16 protein-coding genes are annotated in these 18,505 nt (G+C 65.0%); 6 read left to right on the top strand and 10 right to left on the bottom strand.

Translation table 11 applies throughout. From position 1 onward, the window contains the following. Positions 1 to 4: 4 nt before the first annotated feature. Positions 5 to 334: a ferredoxin gene (locus A1351_RS13905; protein ID WP_024880297.1), complete on the bottom strand. Its 330-nt coding sequence runs from the start codon at positions 332 to 334 to the stop codon at positions 5 to 7. 2 nt (positions 335 to 336) lie between these two features. Beyond that, positions 337 to 1,023, bottom strand: a complete 687-nt coding sequence (gene mtnC / locus A1351_RS13900; protein ID WP_064033265.1) for an acireductone synthase — start codon at positions 1,021 to 1,023, stop codon at positions 337 to 339. A gap of 344 nt (positions 1,024 to 1,367) precedes the next feature. Here mtnC and uvrA point away from each other — a divergent pair, with 344 nt between their 5' ends. After that, positions 1,368 to 4,394 carry an excinuclease ABC subunit UvrA gene (uvrA, locus tag A1351_RS13895; RefSeq protein WP_064033264.1) on the top strand — a complete coding sequence of 1,009 codons (3,027 nt, stop codon included), beginning with the start codon at positions 1,368 to 1,370 and terminating at the stop codon, positions 4,392 to 4,394. A 73-nt stretch (positions 4,395 to 4,467) separates the two neighbouring features. Here uvrA and A1351_RS13890 read toward each other — a convergent pair whose 3' ends face one another. The 3 genes from A1351_RS13890 to clpS all read right to left on the bottom strand — a co-directional run bounded on the left by A1351_RS13890 (position 4,468) and on the right by clpS (position 8,567). After that, positions 4,468 to 5,571: a glycosyltransferase gene (locus tag A1351_RS13890; RefSeq protein ID WP_064033263.1), complete on the bottom strand. Its 1,104-nt coding sequence runs from the start codon at positions 5,569 to 5,571 to the stop codon at positions 4,468 to 4,470. A 118-nt stretch (positions 5,572 to 5,689) separates the two neighbouring features. Next, entirely contained in the window at positions 5,690 to 8,185 is a 2,496-nt protein-coding gene (gene clpA / locus A1351_RS13885) for an ATP-dependent Clp protease ATP-binding subunit ClpA (RefSeq protein ID WP_064033262.1), read from the bottom strand. Between the two features lie 13 nt (positions 8,186 to 8,198). Next, positions 8,199 to 8,567 carry an ATP-dependent Clp protease adapter ClpS gene (gene clpS, locus A1351_RS13880; RefSeq protein ID WP_024880302.1) on the bottom strand — a complete coding sequence of 123 codons (369 nt, stop codon included), beginning with the start codon at positions 8,565 to 8,567 and terminating at the stop codon, positions 8,199 to 8,201. 520 nt (positions 8,568 to 9,087) lie between these two features. On the opposite strand from clpS, the gene A1351_RS13875 reads away from it, so the two are divergent. Beyond that, a complete protein-coding gene (locus A1351_RS13875; protein ID WP_157096306.1) occupies positions 9,088 to 9,414 on the top strand; it encodes a hypothetical protein in 327 nt (108 codons plus the stop codon). 252 nt (positions 9,415 to 9,666) lie between these two features. Continuing rightward, on the top strand, positions 9,667 to 11,217 hold the full coding sequence (locus tag A1351_RS13870; RefSeq protein WP_064033260.1) for a DEAD/DEAH box helicase: 1,551 nt from the start codon (positions 9,667 to 9,669) through the stop codon (positions 11,215 to 11,217). Between the two features lie 51 nt (positions 11,218 to 11,268). Here A1351_RS13870 and A1351_RS13865 read toward each other — a convergent pair whose 3' ends face one another. From A1351_RS13865 to A1351_RS13850, 4 genes are all read right to left on the bottom strand, one after another. After that, positions 11,269 to 11,547, bottom strand: coding sequence for a (2Fe-2S) ferredoxin domain-containing protein (locus tag A1351_RS13865; protein WP_064033259.1), 279 nt, complete (start codon positions 11,545 to 11,547; stop codon positions 11,269 to 11,271). An 87-nt stretch (positions 11,548 to 11,634) separates the two neighbouring features. Next, entirely contained in the window at positions 11,635 to 12,114 is a 480-nt protein-coding gene (gene rlmH, locus A1351_RS13860; RefSeq protein WP_026598878.1) for a 23S rRNA (pseudouridine(1915)-N(3))-methyltransferase RlmH, read from the bottom strand. A 63-nt stretch (positions 12,115 to 12,177) separates the two neighbouring features. Next, a complete protein-coding gene (gene rsfS / locus A1351_RS24780; RefSeq protein WP_024880307.1) occupies positions 12,178 to 12,522 on the bottom strand; it encodes a ribosome silencing factor in 345 nt (114 codons plus the stop codon). 597 nt (positions 12,523 to 13,119) lie between these two features. After that, positions 13,120 to 14,091: a quinone oxidoreductase gene (locus A1351_RS13850; protein ID WP_026598879.1), complete on the bottom strand. Its 972-nt coding sequence runs from the start codon at positions 14,089 to 14,091 to the stop codon at positions 13,120 to 13,122. A gap of 170 nt (positions 14,092 to 14,261) precedes the next feature. Between A1351_RS13850 and A1351_RS13845 the strand changes: the two genes are divergently transcribed. Further along, on the top strand, positions 14,262 to 15,608 hold the full coding sequence (locus A1351_RS13845) for an FAD-dependent monooxygenase (protein WP_064033258.1): 1,347 nt from the start codon (positions 14,262 to 14,264) through the stop codon (positions 15,606 to 15,608). A gap of 19 nt (positions 15,609 to 15,627) precedes the next feature. Here the strand turns inward: A1351_RS13845 and A1351_RS13840 are convergent, their stop codons facing one another. Beyond that, on the bottom strand, positions 15,628 to 16,743 hold the full coding sequence (locus tag A1351_RS13840) for an ATP-binding protein (RefSeq protein ID WP_064033290.1): 1,116 nt from the start codon (positions 16,741 to 16,743) through the stop codon (positions 15,628 to 15,630). Positions 16,744 to 16,858: 115 nt separating this feature from the next. On the opposite strand from A1351_RS13840, the gene A1351_RS13835 reads away from it, so the two are divergent. Continuing rightward, a complete protein-coding gene (locus A1351_RS13835; protein WP_026598882.1) occupies positions 16,859 to 17,809 on the top strand; it encodes a patatin-like phospholipase family protein in 951 nt (316 codons plus the stop codon). Between the two features lie 193 nt (positions 17,810 to 18,002). Continuing rightward, positions 18,003 to 18,425, top strand: coding sequence for a VOC family protein (locus A1351_RS13830; protein WP_024880312.1), 423 nt, complete (start codon positions 18,003 to 18,005; stop codon positions 18,423 to 18,425). Positions 18,426 to 18,505 lie beyond the last annotated feature (80 nt).

The raw sequence follows: 18,505 nt of genomic DNA, 5'->3' as shown, positions 1-18,505 counted from the left end.
CGAATTAGCAGTTGCTGTAATCTTCCGGGGCGATGCGGACGTGCATGCCGTCGAGGCTCGAGTCGAATTTCATCTGGCAGGCAAGACGCGAATTGATCTCGCGGTTGGCGGCCTTGGCCAGCATGATGGCCTCGGCCGGCTCCATGGGGGGCATGGCGACGCCTTCGGGCAGATCGACATAGATTTGGCAGGTGGCGCAGGTGCAGCTGCCGCCGCATTCCGCGACCAGCTCCTCGACGCCGGATTTGCGGATCAGCTTCATCATCGTCGCGCGATCCTTGCCGGCGATCTCCGACAGCGTCCCGTCGCGCGTTTCGAGCGTGAATTTCGTCATCGTCACTGTCCGATGTTCAAGGAGAGCAAATCCACGCTCACGGGGTGGCGGCTCGCCACATTTCCATCACGCGCCATGCGGACCGTCGCGAGGCCCGCCGTCTGGGCGGCGTCCAGCTCCTCCTCATTCTCCGACAGCACGAGGACAGAACCGGCGGCTAGGCCCAGATTTTCGCAGAGGTCGCGATAGGAGCCGGGCTCGATCTTCTGGCCGAGGGTCGTGTCGAAAAAGCCCTCGAACAGGGCCGTCACCTGCTCGGAGGAGGAATGGCTCAGCAGCAGCTTCTGCGCCAATTCCGAATTGGACGAGTAGACGAAGAGGCGAAGCCCGGCCGCGGCCCAGGCCGAAAGACAGCCGGCGACGTCCGGATAGAGCTCCGCCGCGAGGGAGCCGGCCGCATAGGCCTCCTGCCAGATGAGGCCCTGAATGACCTTCAGCGGCGTCGCCTTGCGGCCCTGCTTCATCCAGCGCAGCAGCAGAGATTCCGCCTGAGTGGGATCGAGCTCATAGCCGCCCATGAGGCGGCCGGTCTCCTCCAGCGCCTCCTCCACCTCTTCGTCCTCGGCATGCTCGACGATATAGCCGCCGAGCCGCGTGGCGGCGAGCGGCAGCAGCGTGTCGTTCATGAAGGTCATGGGCAGGACCACGCCTTCGAGATCGATCAGGACGACGCGAATGGGCTCGCTCATCGCGCCGCCTCCCCCGCGCAGAATTGTCCGAATAACGCCATCGAAGCGCGCGCCTTTCCCGGTTGTTCGAGGAAAGACAGCATGATTTGTGCCGCGCCCTGCTCGAGGCTGTGGATTACCGCGCCGCAGCATGGCAAGAAGGGCGAGAGGGCGTAAGATCGCGCCGGCCCGGGGAAATGGGCGCATTCCACCCTCCCCTATAGGGGGAGGGTCGGACGGCGGAGCCGTCCGGGGTGGGGTGCGCCGCGAGACTCGGGGAGACACCCCACCCCGCGCCTTCGGCGCGACCCTCCCCCTCACAGGGGAGGGTGAGACCGCCCGCCGCTCCAGTTCTGGTCGTGCCCATGCGAAGCTCGAAAAAATCCGCCGCCCAAACCTCTCTCGACGATCTCTTCGACGGCAAGGTGATCTCCATTCGCGGCGCGCGCGAGCACAATCTCAAAAACGTAGATCTCGTCATTCCGCGCGACAAATTCGTCGTCTTCACCGGCCTCTCGGGCTCGGGCAAATCCTCGCTCGCCTTCGACACGATTTATGCCGAGGGCCAGCGGCGCTACGTCGAGTCGCTCTCCGCCTATGCGCGGCAATTCCTCGAGATGATGCAGAAGCCGGACGTCGATCAGATCGACGGCCTCTCGCCCGCCATCTCCATCGAGCAGAAGACGACCTCGAAAAACCCGCGCTCCACCGTCGGCACGGTGACGGAGATTCACGATTACATGCGCCTGCTGTGGGCGCGCGCCGGCATTCCCTATTCGCCGGCGACCGGCCTGCCGATCGAGAGCCAGACCGTCTCGCAAATGGTCGATCGCGTGTTGGCGCTGCCGCAAGGCGCGCGGCTCTATCTGCTCGCGCCCGTCGTGCGCGGCCGCAAGGGCGAATATAAAAAAGAGATCGCGGACTATACCAAGCGCGGCTTTCAGCGTCTGAAGATCGACGGCGTCTATTACGAGATCGCCGACACGCCGCCGCTCGACAAGAAATTGAAGCACGATATCGACATTGTCGTCGATCGCATCGTGGTGCGCTCCGACATTGCCGCGCGCCTCGCCGATAGTTTCGAGACGGCGCTGGAATTGGCCAATGGCCTCGCCGTGGTGGAATTCGCCGACAGCAAGCGCGCGGACGGCGGCGACGCCCCTGCGGCGGCGACGCCCGCCGCCTACGCCTCCACCCATTATGCGGCCGATCACATCGTCTTCTCGTCGAAATTCGCCTGCCCCGTCTCCGGCTTCACCATTCCGGAGATCGAGCCGCGACTCTTCTCCTTCAACAATCCTTTCGGCGCCTGCCCGGTCTGCAGCGGCCTCGGCCAGGAGCAGGTGATCGATCCCGATCTCGTCGTTCCCGATCCCAAGCTCTCGCTGCGCAAAGGCGCCATCGCGCCTTGGGCGAAATCATCCTCGCCCTATTATGGGCAAGCGCTGGAATCGCTCGGCCGTCACTATAAATTCCGCATGGACACGCCGTTCGAGAAGCTCGAGCAATCGGTGCGCGACGTGCTGCTGCATGGCTCCGGCAAGGAGGAGATCCGCTTCTCCTATGACGACGGCGCGCGCGCCTATGATGTGAAGAAGCCTTTCGAAGGCGTCGTCGCCAATCTGCAGCGCCGCTTCCTCGAGACAGACAGCGAATGGGCGCGCGAGGAAATCGGCCGCTATATGTCGGCCGAACCTTGCAAGGCGTGCCTCGGCTATCGCCTGAAGCCGGAAGCGCTCGCCGTGAAGATCGACGGCTTTCATATCGGCGAAGTGTCGGACCTCTCTGTGCGCGCGGCGCTCGACTGGTTCCGCGCTCTGCCGGAGAAGCTCGACGCCAAGCGCAATGAGATCGCGCATCGCATATTGAAAGAGATACGCGATCGCTTGACCTTCCTCGTCGATGTCGGCCTCGATTATCTGACGCTCTCGCGCGCCTCCGGCACTTTGTCCGGCGGCGAGAGCCAGCGCATTCGCTTGGCGTCACAGATCGGCTCCGGCCTCACCGGCGTGCTCTATGTGCTGGACGAGCCGTCGATCGGCCTGCATCAGCGCGACAATGATCGTCTGCTCGACACGCTGCGACGGCTGCGCGATCTCGGCAATAGCGTCATCGTCGTCGAGCATGACGAGGACGCCATTCTCTCCGCCGATTATGTGGTGGATGTCGGCCCCGGCGCCGGCGTGCATGGCGGCCATATCGTCTCCAAAGGCGCGCCGCAGGAGATTATGGACGATCCCAATTCGCTCACCGGCCAATATTTGACCGGCGCGAAGCAAGTGACCTTGCGCCATGCGCTGCGCAAGCCCGACCCCGGCCGCTGGCTGAAGATCAGCGGCGCGCGCGGAAACAATCTCAAAAATGTCGAGGCGAAGATTCCCTTGGGACTCTTCACCGCCGTCACTGGCGTCTCCGGCGGCGGCAAATCCACGCTCGTCATCGAGACGCTGTATAAAGCAGTGGCGCGGCGCCTCAATGGCGCGCATGAGCATCCGGCGCCCTTCGACAAGATCGACGGACTCGAGCATATCGACAAAATCATCGATATCGACCAATCGCCGATCGGCCGCACGCCGCGCTCGAACCCCGCGACCTACACCGGCGCCTTCACGCCGATCCGCGAATGGTTCGCCGGCCTTCCCGAGGCAAAAGCGCGCGGCTATGCGCCGGGGCGCTTCTCCTTCAATGTGAAAGGCGGCCGCTGCGAAGCCTGCCAGGGCGACGGCGTCATCAAGATCGAGATGCACTTCCTGCCCGACGTCTATGTCACTTGCGACGTCTGCAAGGGCAAGCGCTACGATCGCGAGACGCTGGAAGTGAAATATCGCGAGAAGTCCATCGCCGATGTGCTCGACATGACGGTCGAGGAAGCGGCCGTCCTATTCAAAGCCGTGCCGGCGATCCGCGACAAGATGGAGACGCTGAAGCGCGTCGGCCTCGATTACATTCGCGTCGGCCAGCAGGCGACGACGCTCTCCGGCGGCGAGGCGCAGCGTGTGAAGCTCGCCAAGGAATTGGCGCGCCGCTCCACGGGCCGCACGCTCTATATTCTCGACGAGCCGACGACGGGCCTGCATTTCCACGATGTCGCCAAGCTGCTCGAGGTGCTGCACGAGCTCGTCGATCAGGGCAATAGCGTCGTCGTCATCGAGCATAATCTCGAGGTCATCAAGACGGCCGATTGGATCATCGATCTCGGACCCGAGGGCGGCAATGGCGGCGGCGAGATCGTGGCGGCTGGTCCGCCCGCCGATATCGTCGCGGCGAAGCGCAGCCACACCGGCCGCTATCTCGACGAGGTGCTGAAGCGCCGTCCGCCGCGCGCGGAGAAAGCCAAAGCGGCGAAAGAGGCGCCCGCGCCGAAACGCAAGCGCGCCGCGCAAGAGCAATAGGACCTGCATTACGACGCTGAGGACTCGCGTCCGATCCATGCTCTGGACCGCGAGCCTTCAGGCTCGCCCTTCCTCAGCGCTTCGCGTCGCGAGCAGCGAAATAAGAATCGATCTTCTCACGCATCTCGCGCAAGAAGCGCTCCTCACCGAAGCCGAGTGCGTGGGCGCGAATGCGCTCGGGCGAGAATTCCATGCGCTCGAAGCGCGTGATCGCCTCGCTCAGCGCTTCGATCGTCTGTGTATCGAAGAAGACGCCTGTCTCATTCTCGACAACGGTCTCCGTCGCCCCGCCGCGGCGGAAAGCGATCACCGGCCGTCCACTCGCCATCGCCTCGAGCGGCACGATGCCGAAATCTTCCTCACCCGGAAAGATCAGCGCGCGGCAGCGCGAATAATGCCGCATCAGAACGTCGAAAGGCTGCGGGCCGAGCACGGACACGGTCGGGCCGGCGCGCTTGGCGATCGCCTCCAGATTGGAGCCGCCGCCGATGACGACGAGCTTCTTGCCGCTCGCATTGAAGGCGTCGATGGCGAGATCCGGCCGCTTATAGCCGACAAGCTCGCCGACCATCAGATAGTAATCGCCGATCTCTTGCGGAGGCGCGATGGAGAAGGCGTCGGCGGCGACGGGCGGATGCACGATATCGGCGGAGCGGCGATAATAGCGCTCGACGCGATGCGCGACCGTCGTGGAATTGGCGATGAAATGATCGACGCGCGTCGCCGACAGCGCATCCCAATTGCGTAGATAATGGGCGAGCGGCGGCATCAATAGGCGCGTGAGCCGGCCGGATTCCTCGCGATATTCATGGTACATGTTCCACAAATAGCGCATGGGCGAATGGCAATAGCAGACATGCAGCGCCTCCGGCGGCGGGATGATCCCCTTAGCCGGACCGGACTCGCTCGAGATGACGAGATCATAGCCGCGCAGATCGAGCTGCTCGCAGGCGAGCGGCATGAGCGGCAGATATTGCCGGTAATATTTCGCCGCGCGCGGAAGCGACTGGATGAAGCTCGTCGTGATCGGGCGCGAGCGGATCGTCGGCGAGACAGCGGACGGATCGATGACATGGGCGAAGAGATCGGCCTGCGGATAGAGCCGGATCAGAGCTTCGACGACCTTCTCCCCGCCGCGCATGCCGACGAACCAATAGTGAACGATCGCCACGCGCATCTATGTTCTCACCTCGAGCTCGGACAGAAGCGCGGGAGCGCGCAAATGACGAAGCCGGGCATAGCCCGGCTTCGAGAATACGATCGAAGTGATTAACATCCCGTGAGGGATCGCGCGCTCAGCTCTTGAGCGGCGTCTCTGGAACACTGCGCGGACGCGCGCTGGCGCTGCGCGGAGCCGGCTCGGTCTTGCCCGAATCCTTGCCGCCGTCGCCGTCCTTCGCCTTGCGGCTTTTGCGCGGCTCGGCGCCGCTCTCCGCCGCCCGCTTCTTGCCGGCCTCGACGATATCGCGCTCGGGACGCGGCAGCACCGGTCCCTCTGGGAAGACGAAGCCCAGCGTCTTGGCGCCGCTGTCATCCGTCACCACCACCACGCGCACCGCGCCGCCATTCTTCAGCCGGCCGAAGAGAACCTCATCGGCGAGCGGCGTCTTGATATGCGTATGGATGACACGGCCCATCGGACGCGCGCCCATGGCCTGGTCATAGCCATGCTCGACGAGCCAGGACCGCGCCTCGTCGGAGAGCTCGATCGTGACATTGCGGTCGGCGAGCTGCGCCTCGAGCTGCAGGATGAATTTGTCGACGACGCGGGCGATCACCTCTTCCGGCAGATGGCCGAAATGGACGATCGAGTCGAGACGATTGCGGAACTCCGGGGCGAAGAGGTGATTGATCGCCTCATTGTCCTCGGCGCTATGCGTCTTGCCGCGCGTGAAGCCGATGGGCTTCTTGGCGAGATCGGCGGCGCCTGCGTTGGTCGTCATGATGAGGATCACATTGCGGAAGTCGATCTGCTTGCCATTGTGATCCGTCAGCTTGCCGTGGTCCATCACCTGCAGAAGGATGTTGAACAGATCCGGATGCGCCTTCTCGATCTCGTCCAGCAGCAGCACGCAATGCGGATGCTGGTCGATGCCATCGGTCAGCAGGCCGCCCTGATCGAAGCCCACATAGCCGGGAGGCGCGCCGATGAGCCGGCTCACCGTATGGCGCTCCATATATTCCGACATGTCGAAGCGGATCAGCTCTATGCCCAGCGAGGTGGCGAGCTGGCGCGCCGCCTCCGTTTTGCCGACGCCGGTCGGGCCAGAGAACAGATAGCAGCCGATCGGCTTCTCGGGATCGCGCAGGCCGGCGCGGGCCAGCTTGATCGCCGAGGTGAGCGCGGTGACAGCCTTGTCCTGTCCATAGACGACGCGCTTCAAGGTCTCGTCGAGATGGGCGAGCACCTCGGCGTCGTCCTTGGAGACGGTCTTGGCGGGGATGCGCGCCATGGTCGAGATCGTGGTCTCGATCTCCTTGAGGCCGATCGTCTTCTTGCGCTTGGACTCCGGCACCAGCATTTGCGCGGCGCCGGTCTCGTCGATCACGTCGAGCGCCTTGTCCGGCAGCTTGCGGTCGTGAATGTAGCGTGCCGAAAGCTCCACCGCGGCCTTCAACGCCTCATTGGTGTAGCGGATCTTGTGGAACTCTTCGAAATAGGGCTTGAGGCCCTTGACGATCTCCACCGCATCCGGGATCGACGGTTCATTGACGTCGATCTTCTGGAAGCGCCGCACCAGAGCGCGGTCCTTCTCGAAATATTGCCGATATTCGCGATAGGTGGTCGAGCCGATGCAGCGCAGCGTGCCCTGGGCCAGCGCGGGCTTCAGCAGATTGGACGCGTCCATCGCGCCGCCGGAGGTCGCGCCGGCGCCGATCACCGTATGGATCTCGTCGATGAAGAGGATCGCATTCTTATGCGCCTCTATCTCCTTGATGACCTGCTTCAACCGCTCCTCGAAATCGCCGCGATAGCGCGTGCCGGCGAGCAGCGTGCCCATATCGAGCGCGAACACCGTCGCGCCGGCGAGCACCTCGGGAACCTCGTTCTGAATGATCTTGCGAGCGAGACCTTCGGCGATGGCCGTCTTGCCGACGCCCGGATCGCCGACCAGCAGCGGATTGTTCTTCTGCCGGCGGCAGAGCACCTGCACGGTGCGCAGCACCTCGGACTCGCGGCCGATCAGCGGATCGATGCGGCCGTCGCGCGCCTTGCGGTTGAGGTTGACGCAATAGGCCTCGAGCGCGCCTTCCTTCTTGCGCTGCTCGCCCTCGCGCCCCTCGCGTCCCTCGCCCCGCTCCGCCTCGTCCTCGACGCCGCGCGGCGCGCGCGAGCCGTCCGAGAGGCCCGGCCGCTTGGCGATGCCGTGGCTGATGTAATTGACCGCGTCATAGCGCGTCATATCCTGCTCCTGCAGGAAATAGACGGCGTGGCTCTCGCGCTCGGCGAAGAGCGCGACCAGAACATTGGCGCCGCTCACATCCTCGCGACCGGAGGACTGCACGCTGATGATGGCGCGCTGCACGACGCGCTGGAAGCCGGCGGTCGGCTTGCAGTCGCCTGCCGATTCATTGACCAGATTGTCCAGCTCGTGATCGATGTATTCGCGCAAATTTTTGGCGAGCAGATCGAGATCGACCGAGCAGGCGCGCAGCACGGCCGCCGCGTCTTGGTCGTCTATGAGGCTGAGGAGCAGATGCTCCAAAGTCGCATATTCATGATGCCGCTCCCTCGCCGAGGCGAGCGCGCGGTCGAGTGACTGCTTCAGGTTGCGCGAGAATGTCGGCATCGATCGTCCGCCCTCACTTCTTTTCCATGATGCACTGAAGCGGATGCTGGTGCTTGCGCGCATAATCCATCACTTGCGTGACTTTCGTCTCCGCCACCTCATAGGTGTAGACGCCGCATTCGCCGACGCCGTGATTATGCACGTGCAGCATTATCCGAGTGGCTTCTTCCAGGCTCTTGTTGAAATATTTACGCAGAACGATGACCACGAACTCCTGGGTCGTGTAGTCGTCGTTGAGCAACAAGACGCGATACATGTTGGGCCGTCGCGTCTGCGTCCGCGTGCGGGTGATCAGCGCCGTTCCCGACCCCGGCCCACCGTCGCCGCCGCCTTTGCGAGGCTCTTTCCCGCCCGCGTGGGGAGGCGCGCCGTCAGCGTCCATGGCGGACGCAAACCGGCTGTCGAGCGTAAGATCATCATCGATCACGGTCACCTCGGCTTTCCTCATTCCCCTTTCCGATGTTTCGCCCGCGAAAGGCCCGGCTGACATCTGCGTAGCATTCTCTGTGCCGCGAGCCCCTGGTCGGCTTTCGCGGCGCGGTCGAAGCGGGGTAGCGCCGAGTTTTCTTTCTCGCGGGAGCATTGGCAAGACCCGAAAAGCTGAAATCGCCGAAAAAGTCCGAAGCGCGCCCCGGATGCGGCGCCTCGGGCGCGCCGCCTCCTTCAACAATACGCCTAGGACATAATGTGCCGCGGCGAGCGAACAAGTGAGCGCGCCGCGGCGGCGCATTCGGCGACCGACGCGGTTTCCAAAAGGCGCCGCCAATGTCTCGATTCCGCCCCGCGGCGGCGCGCCGCATCCGTCTACTTATTGAAAACCATGAGCGTAAACGCGTCCTTTACTCCCGGCGCCTAATGTCGCCCCGCTCATACGCGAGGCGCGCGATTGAAAAGAGGCGCGAATGTCGATGCTCGATCGGTTTCGGCGGGACACGGCTGGTAGGCTCGTCGAAAAAGTTGCCTTGGGGTCGGCCGTGCTGGCGCTCGCCTGCGTGCTCGGGGCCAATCTGCTGTCGGCAAAGTTACAAAACGGCGAGCTGCCGCTCATCGCTTTTGTCCATAAGGAGGAGCGTGGCCGCGCGCAGCTCGCGGCGTCGCAGCCGAGCATGGCGACTCAGGTCATGCATCGCATCGGCTTCGTCGCGGTCGATCACGCAGCCACCGGCTCGATCGCGCCGGGCCAAAAAGCCGTTGCGCCGGTCTCGCCCTGCGGGGCGGAGGCCAAATAAGGCGAAGCTTCAACGAAAACATCCGCAGCGGCGCGGCGCCGCTCGCGGCGGCCGCGAGTCAAATTCATTGACATCCGGCGCATTCGGCTTCAAGCATGGCGCGCGTCTTGCTCCCGTATCGTCGAGCAGAACGCCTGCGGAACACAACCGTCGATTTGCGACGGCCCGCCTCTCGAGGACGACGCGCGCCCCCGCGGCATTCGCGCGCCCTTCCCTTGCCAGATGTCATGAAAGCCGCGACCAGGACCATTGATGAACTTCGACGAACTCGGCCTTTCCCAAAAGGTCCTCGCGGCCGTTGAGGCGTCCGGCTACACCCAGCCCACGCCCATTCAGGAACAGGCCATTCCCCCCGCGCTGCAGGGGCGCGACATTCTGGGCATCGCCCAGACGGGCACAGGCAAGACGGCGGCGTTCACGCTGCCCATGCTGTGCCGGCTCGAGCAAGGCCGCGCCCGCGCGCGAATGCCGCGCACGCTGATTCTCGAGCCGACGCGCGAGCTCGCCGCGCAGGTCGAGGCGAGCTTCGCCAAATATGGCATAAATCATAAGCTCAATGTCTCGCTTCTGATCGGCGGCGTCTCCTTTGGAGATCAGGAAGCCAAGATCATGCGCGGCGCCGATGTGCTGATCGCGACGCCCGGCCGTCTGCTCGACTTCTTCGACCGCGGCAAGCTGCTGCTCACCAATATCGAGATCCTCGTCATCGACGAGGCCGACCGCATGCTCGACATGGGCTTCATCCCGGACATAGAGCGCGTCTGCAAGCTGGTGCCGTTCACGCGGCAGACATTATTCTTCTCCGCGACGATGCCGCCGGAGATCACGCGCCTCACCGAGGCGTTCTTGCACAATCCTGTGCGTGTCGAAGTGGCCCGCGCCTCGACGACCGCGGCGACGATCCGCCAGGCGCTCATCGCCACGCATGGCCATGCCGAGAAGCGCGAGACGCTGCGCCGAATCATCCGCGGCGCGGACAGCTTCAAGAACGCGATCATCTTCTGCAATCGCAAGCGCGATGTCGCGATCCTGCATCGCTCCCTGGACAAGCACGGCTTCTCCGCCGGCGCCCTGCATGGCGACATGGACCAGCTCGCCCGCATGGCCTCGCTCGACGCCTTCAAGAATGGCGACGTCAATCTTCTCGTCTGCTCGGATGTCGCGGCGCGCGGCCTCGATATTCCCGACGTCAGCCATGTCTTCAATTTCGACGTGCCGACGCATAGCGAGGATTATGTCCATCGCATCGGCCGCACGGGCCGCGCCGGCCGTTCCGGCACGGCCTTCACCCTCGTCACCGATGACGACCGCAAATATCTCGATCAGATCGAGACGCTGATCGGCAATAAGATCGATTGGGAAGGCCCCGGCCTCGACGAGCTGCCGCCGCCGTCCGAGGCGCCGGCGCGCGAATCGCGCGGGCGTGGACGCAGCGCACGCAGCGGCGAGCGCGGAGGACGCCGTTCCACGGCGGAACGCGAGCCGCGCCGCGAGGCCCGGCAAGAGCGGGAGCCCAGACAAGAGCGCGAGCCCCGGCCAGAGCGGGAGCCGCGGCAAGAACGCGAGCCCCGGGCGGAACGCGAGCCGAGACAGGCGCGCGAGCCGAGGCAAGAGCGTGAGACCCGCCCTGCTGCGCGACCCCGCCCCGAGCGGCCGCCGACCTATGGCGATCGCCGCGACCGCAGGCCGACGACGCGCCAGCATGAGGACGATGGGCCGCCGGTCATTGGCCTCGGCGACCATATTCCGTCCTTCCTGCTGCGCCCCGTGGTGCTGAAGCCGGCCAAGGTCGGCGACGAATAAAGCGATTTCAGCAATTGGAAACGCGCCGAAGCGAAAGCGTAGAGGCGCCGCTCAGCCGATGAGCGCCTCCTCCACGAGATCGAGCATTTGCTCGATGTCCGGGTCAGCGTGAACGTCGCCGGACGGCTCTATGCGGACCATGGGGATTCCTCGCGAGCAATGGCGCAGGCAGCTGCGCCTCACGCAGGCGATCTCGCCAGCGGCGATCCCTTTGCCGAAATCGATATCGAGCGCCTCGCTCAAGCGCTCATGCAGCGCGCTCCCGCGTCCATCGCGGTCGCAGACGTCGCCGACGCAGACGACGAAGCGTATCAGCGGCGGCTCGGTCATGTCGCTCCTCTCGCTCTGAACCCGGCCGACCGGCGGATGCAATCTTCATGTCGTCGTGGTGAATAAATCACAAGGACGAAGCGCGCCTCAGGCGCGATGATACGGGTGTCCGGAAAGAATGGTCGTCGCCCGATAGATCTGCTCGGCGACGAGGATTCGCACGATCTGATGCGGCAGCGTCATGCGCCCGAAGGAAAAGACGGCGCCGGCCTTGTCCCGCACGGCGGGCGCCAGCCCCTCAGAGCCACCGATCGCGAACCACAGCGATTTTACGCCTTTGTCTCTCTCGCTTTCGACCATGGCCGCGAAATCGACGCTGCTGGCCGGCTTTCCCCGCTCGTCGAAGACGACGAGGCGCGCGCCCGCCGGCAGGGCGGCGAGCATTCCGTCGCCTTCCTGCGCCATGCGCTCGGCCGGATTGCGCGCCCGGCTCTCGTCGATTTCCAGGAGATCGAGCCCCGCGAGCCCGAGATTTCGCATCGCCGCGACGCGGGCGGCGTAACGTGCGTAGAGCTCGCGCTCCGGGCCAGCCTTTAGCCGACCGACACAGAGAATTCCGAGACGCATGTTCTCTTACGGACATTCGCGCTCGCGGCGAATGCCGTCCTGTCCCGTTTCGCCCTCAGGCGGTCAGACCGCGCGCAGCTCGCTCGGCCGCGCGCCGGCCCACATTTTCTCGAGGTTGTAGAACTGACGCACCTCAGGTCGGAAAATGTGGACGATGACGTCGCCCGCGTCGATCAGCACCCAGTCGCACTGCGGCAGCCCCTCGACGCGCGGAGCGACGAGGCCGGCCTCCTTGCAGGCTTTGAGCACTCTGTCGGCGATGGCGCCGACATGCGTGGTCGAACGGCCGGTCGCGATGACCATGTCATCGGCGATTGACGTCTTGCCGCGCAAATCGATGGAGATGACGTCCTCGGCCTTGGAATCGTCGAGGCTGGTGAGGACTTTTTGGACGATGGAGCCGGTGATCTGGCCGATCGGCCCGGAAGCCGGCTGAGACGGCGCGCGCGCCGCCCCTGGGAGACTTGTCGTCAGCTTATGACCCTCATGCTTCGCGGCGCTGGCGCCGCGCGTGTCAACATGTGCCGTTTTGGCCCGGAATGCAACCGCGCAGATGCGAAAGCGCAGGGCGAAAACCGCGCTCGCGCCCGGCTCCATGATCTGGAGCGGCGAGATAAGGCCTTATTGCGCATAGAAAAAGGCGGAATAGGCGCCGCGGCGCGGCACAGCGCGGGCAGAAAAAAACCCGGCGAGAACGCCGGGTTTTGAGAGTGGGCCCCGGCCCATCGGGAGGTGGGAGGAACCTCAAAGCCGGAACGATTTTGGAGCCTATCCGATTCCTCGTCGTAGCGCCCGGCATAAAAGGTCGCATTTGTCCAGGCTCGGCCAGGAGAACCGGCCACACGGCCCCGTTCGAGCGCCGCCCGAGCGGGCGGGCCCGACCAGAGCGATTCGGCAGCGCCCACAAATTCAACCCCCTAAATTCTGCGACCGAAGCCGCTGCGGCGCGCCTGTGTTAAAAATATCACACAGATGAAGATTTTGCAGCGGCGGCCAGCCCGAGGCTCAGGGAATGAGCACGAGCGCGCCTGTCGTGCGCCGCGCCTCGAGGTCGGCATGGACGAGAGCAGCGTCCTCGAGCCGATAGAGCGCTGGCCGCTCGAGCCGCAGGACGCCCTTCTTGATCGCGCGCACCACTTGGCTCGTCATCTTCTCGAGGTCCTTGCGCCGCGCGATATGCGCGAAGAGCGAGGGACGCGTCGCGAAGAGCGAGCCCTTTTGCGACAGGAGATTTATGTCGAAAGCCTCGATCTTGCCCGAGGCGGAGCCATAGCTGACGAAAAGTCCGAAAGGCTTCAAGCAATCGAGCGAAGCCGGAAAAGTATCGCGGCCGACGCCGTCATAGACGACGTCGCAGAGCTTGCCGTTGGTGATCTCGCGCACGGCGGCGACAAAATCCGCGCTGCGATAGAGAATCGTATGCGCCGCCCCGGCTTCTTTGGCGATCTTCGCCTTCTCCTCGTCGCCGACGGTGGCGATCACATGCGCGCCGAGCGCGCTTCCCCATTGGCAGAGCAATTGGCCGACGCCGCCCGCGCCCGCATGGACGAGAATGCGGTCGCCCTCTTTCACCTTGAACGTGCGGCGCAGCAGATATTGCGCGGTGAGCCCTTTGAGCATCATCGAGGCGCCGGTCTCGAAGGAAAAGGACTTGGGCAGCCTCACCAGCGAGGCGGCGGGAATATTGCGCGCCGCCGCATAGCCGCCGAGCGGGCCGACATAGGCCACGCGCTCGCCGATCTCGACCTCGTCGACGCCCTCGCCGAGCGCGACCACCTCGCCGGCGCCCTCATAGCCCGGAATAAAGGGAAGATCGGCGGGATAGGCGCCGCTGCGCAGATAGACGTCGATATAATTGACGCCGATCGCCCTCTGGACGATCTGCGCCTCGCCAGGCCCCGGCGCAGGAAGCTCGACTTCCTCATAGCGCAGAACCTGCGGCCCGCCCGTCTCGTAAATGCGTATCGCCTTCACCATGATTTTCTCCGAATGACTTCGCGCCGCAAAATCCGCGTCGATTGCGACCATGGATTGACGCAGACGACAAAGCCAACAGATTTTCGGGCAGCGGCGGAAAGCCGCCGGTGGGCGGCTTCGCCTTCCCCTCCCCATGGTGTAGAAGGATTCCCGAAACGGAGACGCAGCACATGGCCGAGACATTGGCGGGCGCAAGCCCCGCGATCGACACGCAAATTCTCGTCGCCGGGGCCGGCTCCACGGGCATAGCCGCCGCCCTCGCCTTCGCCAACGCCGGCTGGCGCGTGACGCTCGCCGGGCGCTTCCCCCCGCCTCTGCCGGGCCGCACAATCGCGCTGTTCGAGGCCTCGGTGCGCTTTCTCGATTCGATCGGCGTGCTGGAGAAAGTCCGCGCCGCCGCCTGTCCGATCGAGACGATCCAAATGATCGACGACACGGACCAGCTTCTCCCCGTGCCCGATCTCATCATGCGGTCGGAGGAGATCGATCTTCCCGCCTTCGGCCTCAATGTCTCCAATGACGAGCTGACCGCCATTCTGCTCGAGCATGCGCGCGCGGCGCAGAGCTTCGAGATCGTCGAGACCGACATCGCGGACTATGAATTCGAGGAGGATGGCGCGACGGCGATCCTCGCGGACGGGCGCCGCATCGCCGCCGATTTCATCGTGGCCGCCGATGGGCGCGGCAGCAAGGCGCGCGCCGCCGCGGGCATAGACACGAAGGAATGGACCTATCCGCAAGTGGCGCTTACCGCTCTGCTGCGCCACGAGCTGCCGCACGACAATATCTCGACCGAATTTCACACGCGCTCCGGCCCTTTCACTCTGGTGCCGCTGCCGCCGCGCGAGGGCGCGGAGCATCGCTCCAGCCTCGTCTGGCTGATGAGCCCGCGCGACGCCAAGCGCCGCCTCGCCAAGCCGCGCGACGAGCTGCAATACGAGATGGAGGACTACGCTCGGGAAAAGCTCGGCTCCATCACGATCGAGAGCGGCATCGGCGAGTTCCGCATGGGCGGCCTGCAAGTGTCACGGCTGACGGCGCCGCGTCTCGCGCTGGTCGGCGAGACCTGCCATGTGTTTCCGCCGATCGGCGCGCAGGGCCTCAATCTCAGCCTGCGCGACGTCGCCGATCTCGAGGATTGCCTCGCCAGCGTCGATCTGCGCAATCCCAAGGAACTCGCACGCGCGCTGATGCGCTATGAGGTGCATCGGCGGGCCGATATCGGCTTCCGCACCAATGGCGTCGATCTGCTCAATCGCTCGCTGATCGTCCCCTATCTGCCGATCGACCTCCTTCGCGGCGCGGGCTTCATCGCCATGACGGCGCTCGGCCCGTTGCGCCGCGCCGTGATGCGCGAGGGCGTGGCGCCGCATCTCGCCCAGCCGCGGCTGATGCGCGACGAGGCGCCCAAGGAGCCCCGCATGCGCGGCAAGCGACCGCGCAGCCCGGAGGCGCTGGTCGACGCCGCCAAAGGCGCCTTCGCCCATTTGCGCGAGACGGCCTCACGCCTGGGCTGAGCGCGCGCGGGAGAAGGACTCACATGGACGGCGCGAATAGCGCCGGTATCGCGAGGCGGAACGCCGTCCCGTCGCCCGGCTGCGACTCGACCTCTATCTCCCAGCCGTGACGATCCGCGATGGATTTGCAGATCGCCAGCTCTATGCCAGTGCCGGCATATTCCACATCGCTCTCCGGGCGGCTGAAGGGCTCGAAAATTCGCTGCGCGAAGTCCTGCTCGAAGCCGACGCCCTTATCGACGATGGAGAGTCGAATGGCGCCCTGCTCCAGCGTCGCCGCGATCGTCACCTCGGCCGGCCGGCCGGGCTTTCGATATTTGACCGCATTGGCGACGATATTCTGCATCAGGCAGGCGAATTGCGCGCGGTCGCCGACGAAAGCGGCGGCGGGAATATCGACCTCGAGCCTGGTCGCGCCCGCTTCGATCGATTGCGCCAGCGCCGCGAGGGAAAATTGCACCTCCTCGCGCAGATCCAGCGCCTCCAATTGCTGATCGCCGTAGATAGTGCGCGCATAAATGAGCAGATCTCCGACGAGCTTGCGCCCGCGCACGGCCGCGCAGCGCATATGCGCGCTCGCCTGCGCGATCTCCTCGCAGCATCCCGCCGCCATGGCCGCATCGAGCCGCGTCGATTGCGCGGCGATTTCGGTCAAGGGCTGCTGCAGATCGAGCGAGGCGACATAGGCGAATTGGCCGAGCCGCTCATTGGCGCGCTCCAGCTCCGCGACGCTGGCGGTGAGCGCGCGCTCCACCTCTCGCCGCCTGCTCATGTCGAGGATAGTGGCCGTCACCATCAGCTCGCGCGCGGTCGCCAGCGGCGCGAGCCCGATCTCGACCGGAAACTCGCCGCCGTCGCGACGCCGGGCCTTGATCTCACGGCCGACGCCCATCAGGCGGCGGCTCGGATCGGCGTAAAAGAGCCGGCGGTAGGCGGCGTGGCGGCGTTGGACGACCGCAGGAGTCAGCAGATCGACAGAGCGGCCGATCAGCTCCTCCCGCGCGTAGCCGAACATGTGTTCCGTCTCGCGATTGGCGTAGCGCACCAGCCCATCGGAGCCCACGATGAGAATCGCCGCCGGCGAGGCCTCGACCATCACGCGATAGCGATCATATTCGACCGTCTCGGCGCTCATCCGCGCTCCCTCCGCGGCGTGATCTTCGCCCTCGCCCCCGAAGGCGGCGGATGTGATATGTGAACGACGGGGGGCGAAAAAAAGAGCCTGAGCGGCGACGACGAGGGAAGCGACGGTGACGCCCGACAAAGAGGAGCATCCACTCGGCAGGCGCAAGATCGGCCTCGCGCTCAGCTCCGGCATGGCGCGCGGCTGGGCGCATATCGGCGCGGTGCGCGCGCTGACGCGCATGGGCGTCGTCTTCGATGTCGTCGCCGGAACCTCTGCGGGCGCGCTCGTCGGCGGCTGCTTCATCGCCGGCAAGCTCGACGAGCTGGAGGCCTGGGCCGCCTCGCTCGACAAGCGCAAGATCGTTTCCTATCTCGATCTCCAGCTCGGCTATGGCGGCCTCATCAAGGGCGATCGGCTGCTGATGGAGTTGCGCCGCGCGCTCGGGCCGCTGCGCGTCGAGACTCTGCCGACGCCTTTCGTCGCCGTCGCCACCGATCTGATCACCGGCCATGAGATCTGGCTGCAGAAGGGCGACCTCGCCGAGACGCTGCGCGCCTCCTTCTCGCTGCCGGGCCTGTTCCCGCCCATGGAGGTGGAGGGGCGCTGGCTCGCCGATGGCGCGCTGGTCGATCCTCTGCCGGTCGCCGCCTGCCGCGCGCTCGGCGCGGAGCTGGTGATCGCGGTCAATCTCAACACGGACATAATCGGGAAATCGCGCGACGCCGCGCGCATCCCTTCGACCATGGGCTTCGATCCGATCACGCTGCTCGAGCAAAAGCAGAAGCCATTCGTCGCCTCGCTCACCGAGTCGCTGACGCGCGGCGTCTTCCGCCGCGACCCCGACCGGCCGAGCATTTTCGGCGTGATGACGACCTCGCTCAGCATCATGCAGGACCGCTTGACGCGCTCGCGCCTCGCCGGCGATCCGCCCGACGTGCACATCACGCCGCGCGTCGGCCATATCGGTCTGCTCGAATTCGATCGCACGGAGGAAGCCGTACGCGAAGGCGAGGTAGCGGTGGAGAAACGACGCGAGGAGATTTCCGACGCGCTGCAGGTGATGGGGCTGATCTGATCGGGCCGATCCGACGGCGCCCCATCTTGCTCCACCGCGCGCGGCGGATTAAAAATCACGCGTCAGAAAAGGAGAGATCGGTGCGGTTGGCCCGATCCCCGCGCCAGCGGGTCCTGACCTTCGCTCGCCGCGATGTGTCCCATGGCCTTTAACGCCAGCGCAATCTCGCGCCGGCGGCCAATGAGGTCGTGGCATGCAACAGCAAATATCCGTCATCACGCTCGGCGTCTCCGATCTGGAGCGCTCACGTCGTTTCTATGTCGAGGGCTTCGGCTGGAAGCCGGTCTTCGAGAGCCCGCAAATCATCTTCTACCAGATGAACGGCTTTGTTCTCGGCGCATTCCTGAAAGACGCGCTCGAGGCGGACATGAGCCGCTCCGGACTCCATACGCCAGGAGCCTTCTCGCTCGCGCATAATGTCCCGAGCAAAGAGGATGTCGAGCCGGTCATGAAGCGTCTCATCGAGGCCGGCGGCGCGCTATTGCGGCCGGCCGGCCCGCCGCCGCACGGAGGCTTTCGCGGCTATGTCGCCGACCCCGACGACCATGCATGGGAGATCGCCTGGAATCCCTTGTGGCCGATCGACGCGAACGGCCATGTGACATTTGAAATGTGACGCTGCGATCAGAGAAGCGCCTGCGCTGGATCAGCTCGACGCCCGTCGGCGGATCGGCTCGCGCGGCGTTCGCCGTCTTC

It is taken from the genome of Methylosinus sp. R-45379, assembly GCF_001644125.1.
In the GTDB taxonomy this organism is placed as follows: Bacteria; Pseudomonadota; Alphaproteobacteria; order Rhizobiales; family Beijerinckiaceae; genus Methylosinus.
Note: the sequence above shows the minus strand (reverse complement) of the source record. Positions and strands in the feature narration are given on the sequence as shown.

Coding starts and splice junctions, on each gene's coding strand:
- clpS (WP_024880302.1), bottom strand. CDS start 8,567: ATGGACGCTGACGGCGCGCCTCCCCACGCGGGCGGGAAAGAGCCTCGC.
- A1351_RS13830 (WP_024880312.1), top strand. CDS start 18,003: ATGCAACAGCAAATATCCGTCATCACGCTCGGCGTCTCCGATCTGGAG.
- A1351_RS13870 (WP_064033260.1), top strand. CDS start 9,667: ATGAACTTCGACGAACTCGGCCTTTCCCAAAAGGTCCTCGCGGCCGTT.
- A1351_RS13875 (WP_157096306.1), top strand. CDS start 9,088: ATGTCGATGCTCGATCGGTTTCGGCGGGACACGGCTGGTAGGCTCGTC.
- A1351_RS13840 (WP_064033290.1), bottom strand. CDS start 16,743: ATGAGCGCCGAGACGGTCGAATATGATCGCTATCGCGTGATGGTCGAG.
- A1351_RS13865 (WP_064033259.1), bottom strand. CDS start 11,547: ATGACCGAGCCGCCGCTGATACGCTTCGTCGTCTGCGTCGGCGACGTC.
- A1351_RS13850 (WP_026598879.1), bottom strand. CDS start 14,091: ATGGTGAAGGCGATACGCATTTACGAGACGGGCGGGCCGCAGGTTCTG.
- uvrA (WP_064033264.1), top strand. CDS start 1,368: ATGCGAAGCTCGAAAAAATCCGCCGCCCAAACCTCTCTCGACGATCTC.
- clpA (WP_064033262.1), bottom strand. CDS start 8,185: ATGCCGACATTCTCGCGCAACCTGAAGCAGTCACTCGACCGCGCGCTC.
- A1351_RS13845 (WP_064033258.1), top strand. CDS start 14,262: ATGGCCGAGACATTGGCGGGCGCAAGCCCCGCGATCGACACGCAAATT.
- A1351_RS13890 (WP_064033263.1), bottom strand. CDS start 5,571: ATGCGCGTGGCGATCGTTCACTATTGGTTCGTCGGCATGCGCGGCGGG.
- rlmH (WP_026598878.1), bottom strand. CDS start 12,114: ATGCGTCTCGGAATTCTCTGTGTCGGTCGGCTAAAGGCTGGCCCGGAG.
- A1351_RS13905 (WP_024880297.1), bottom strand. CDS start 334: ATGACGAAATTCACGCTCGAAACGCGCGACGGGACGCTGTCGGAGATC.
- mtnC (WP_064033265.1), bottom strand. CDS start 1,023: ATGAGCGAGCCCATTCGCGTCGTCCTGATCGATCTCGAAGGCGTGGTC.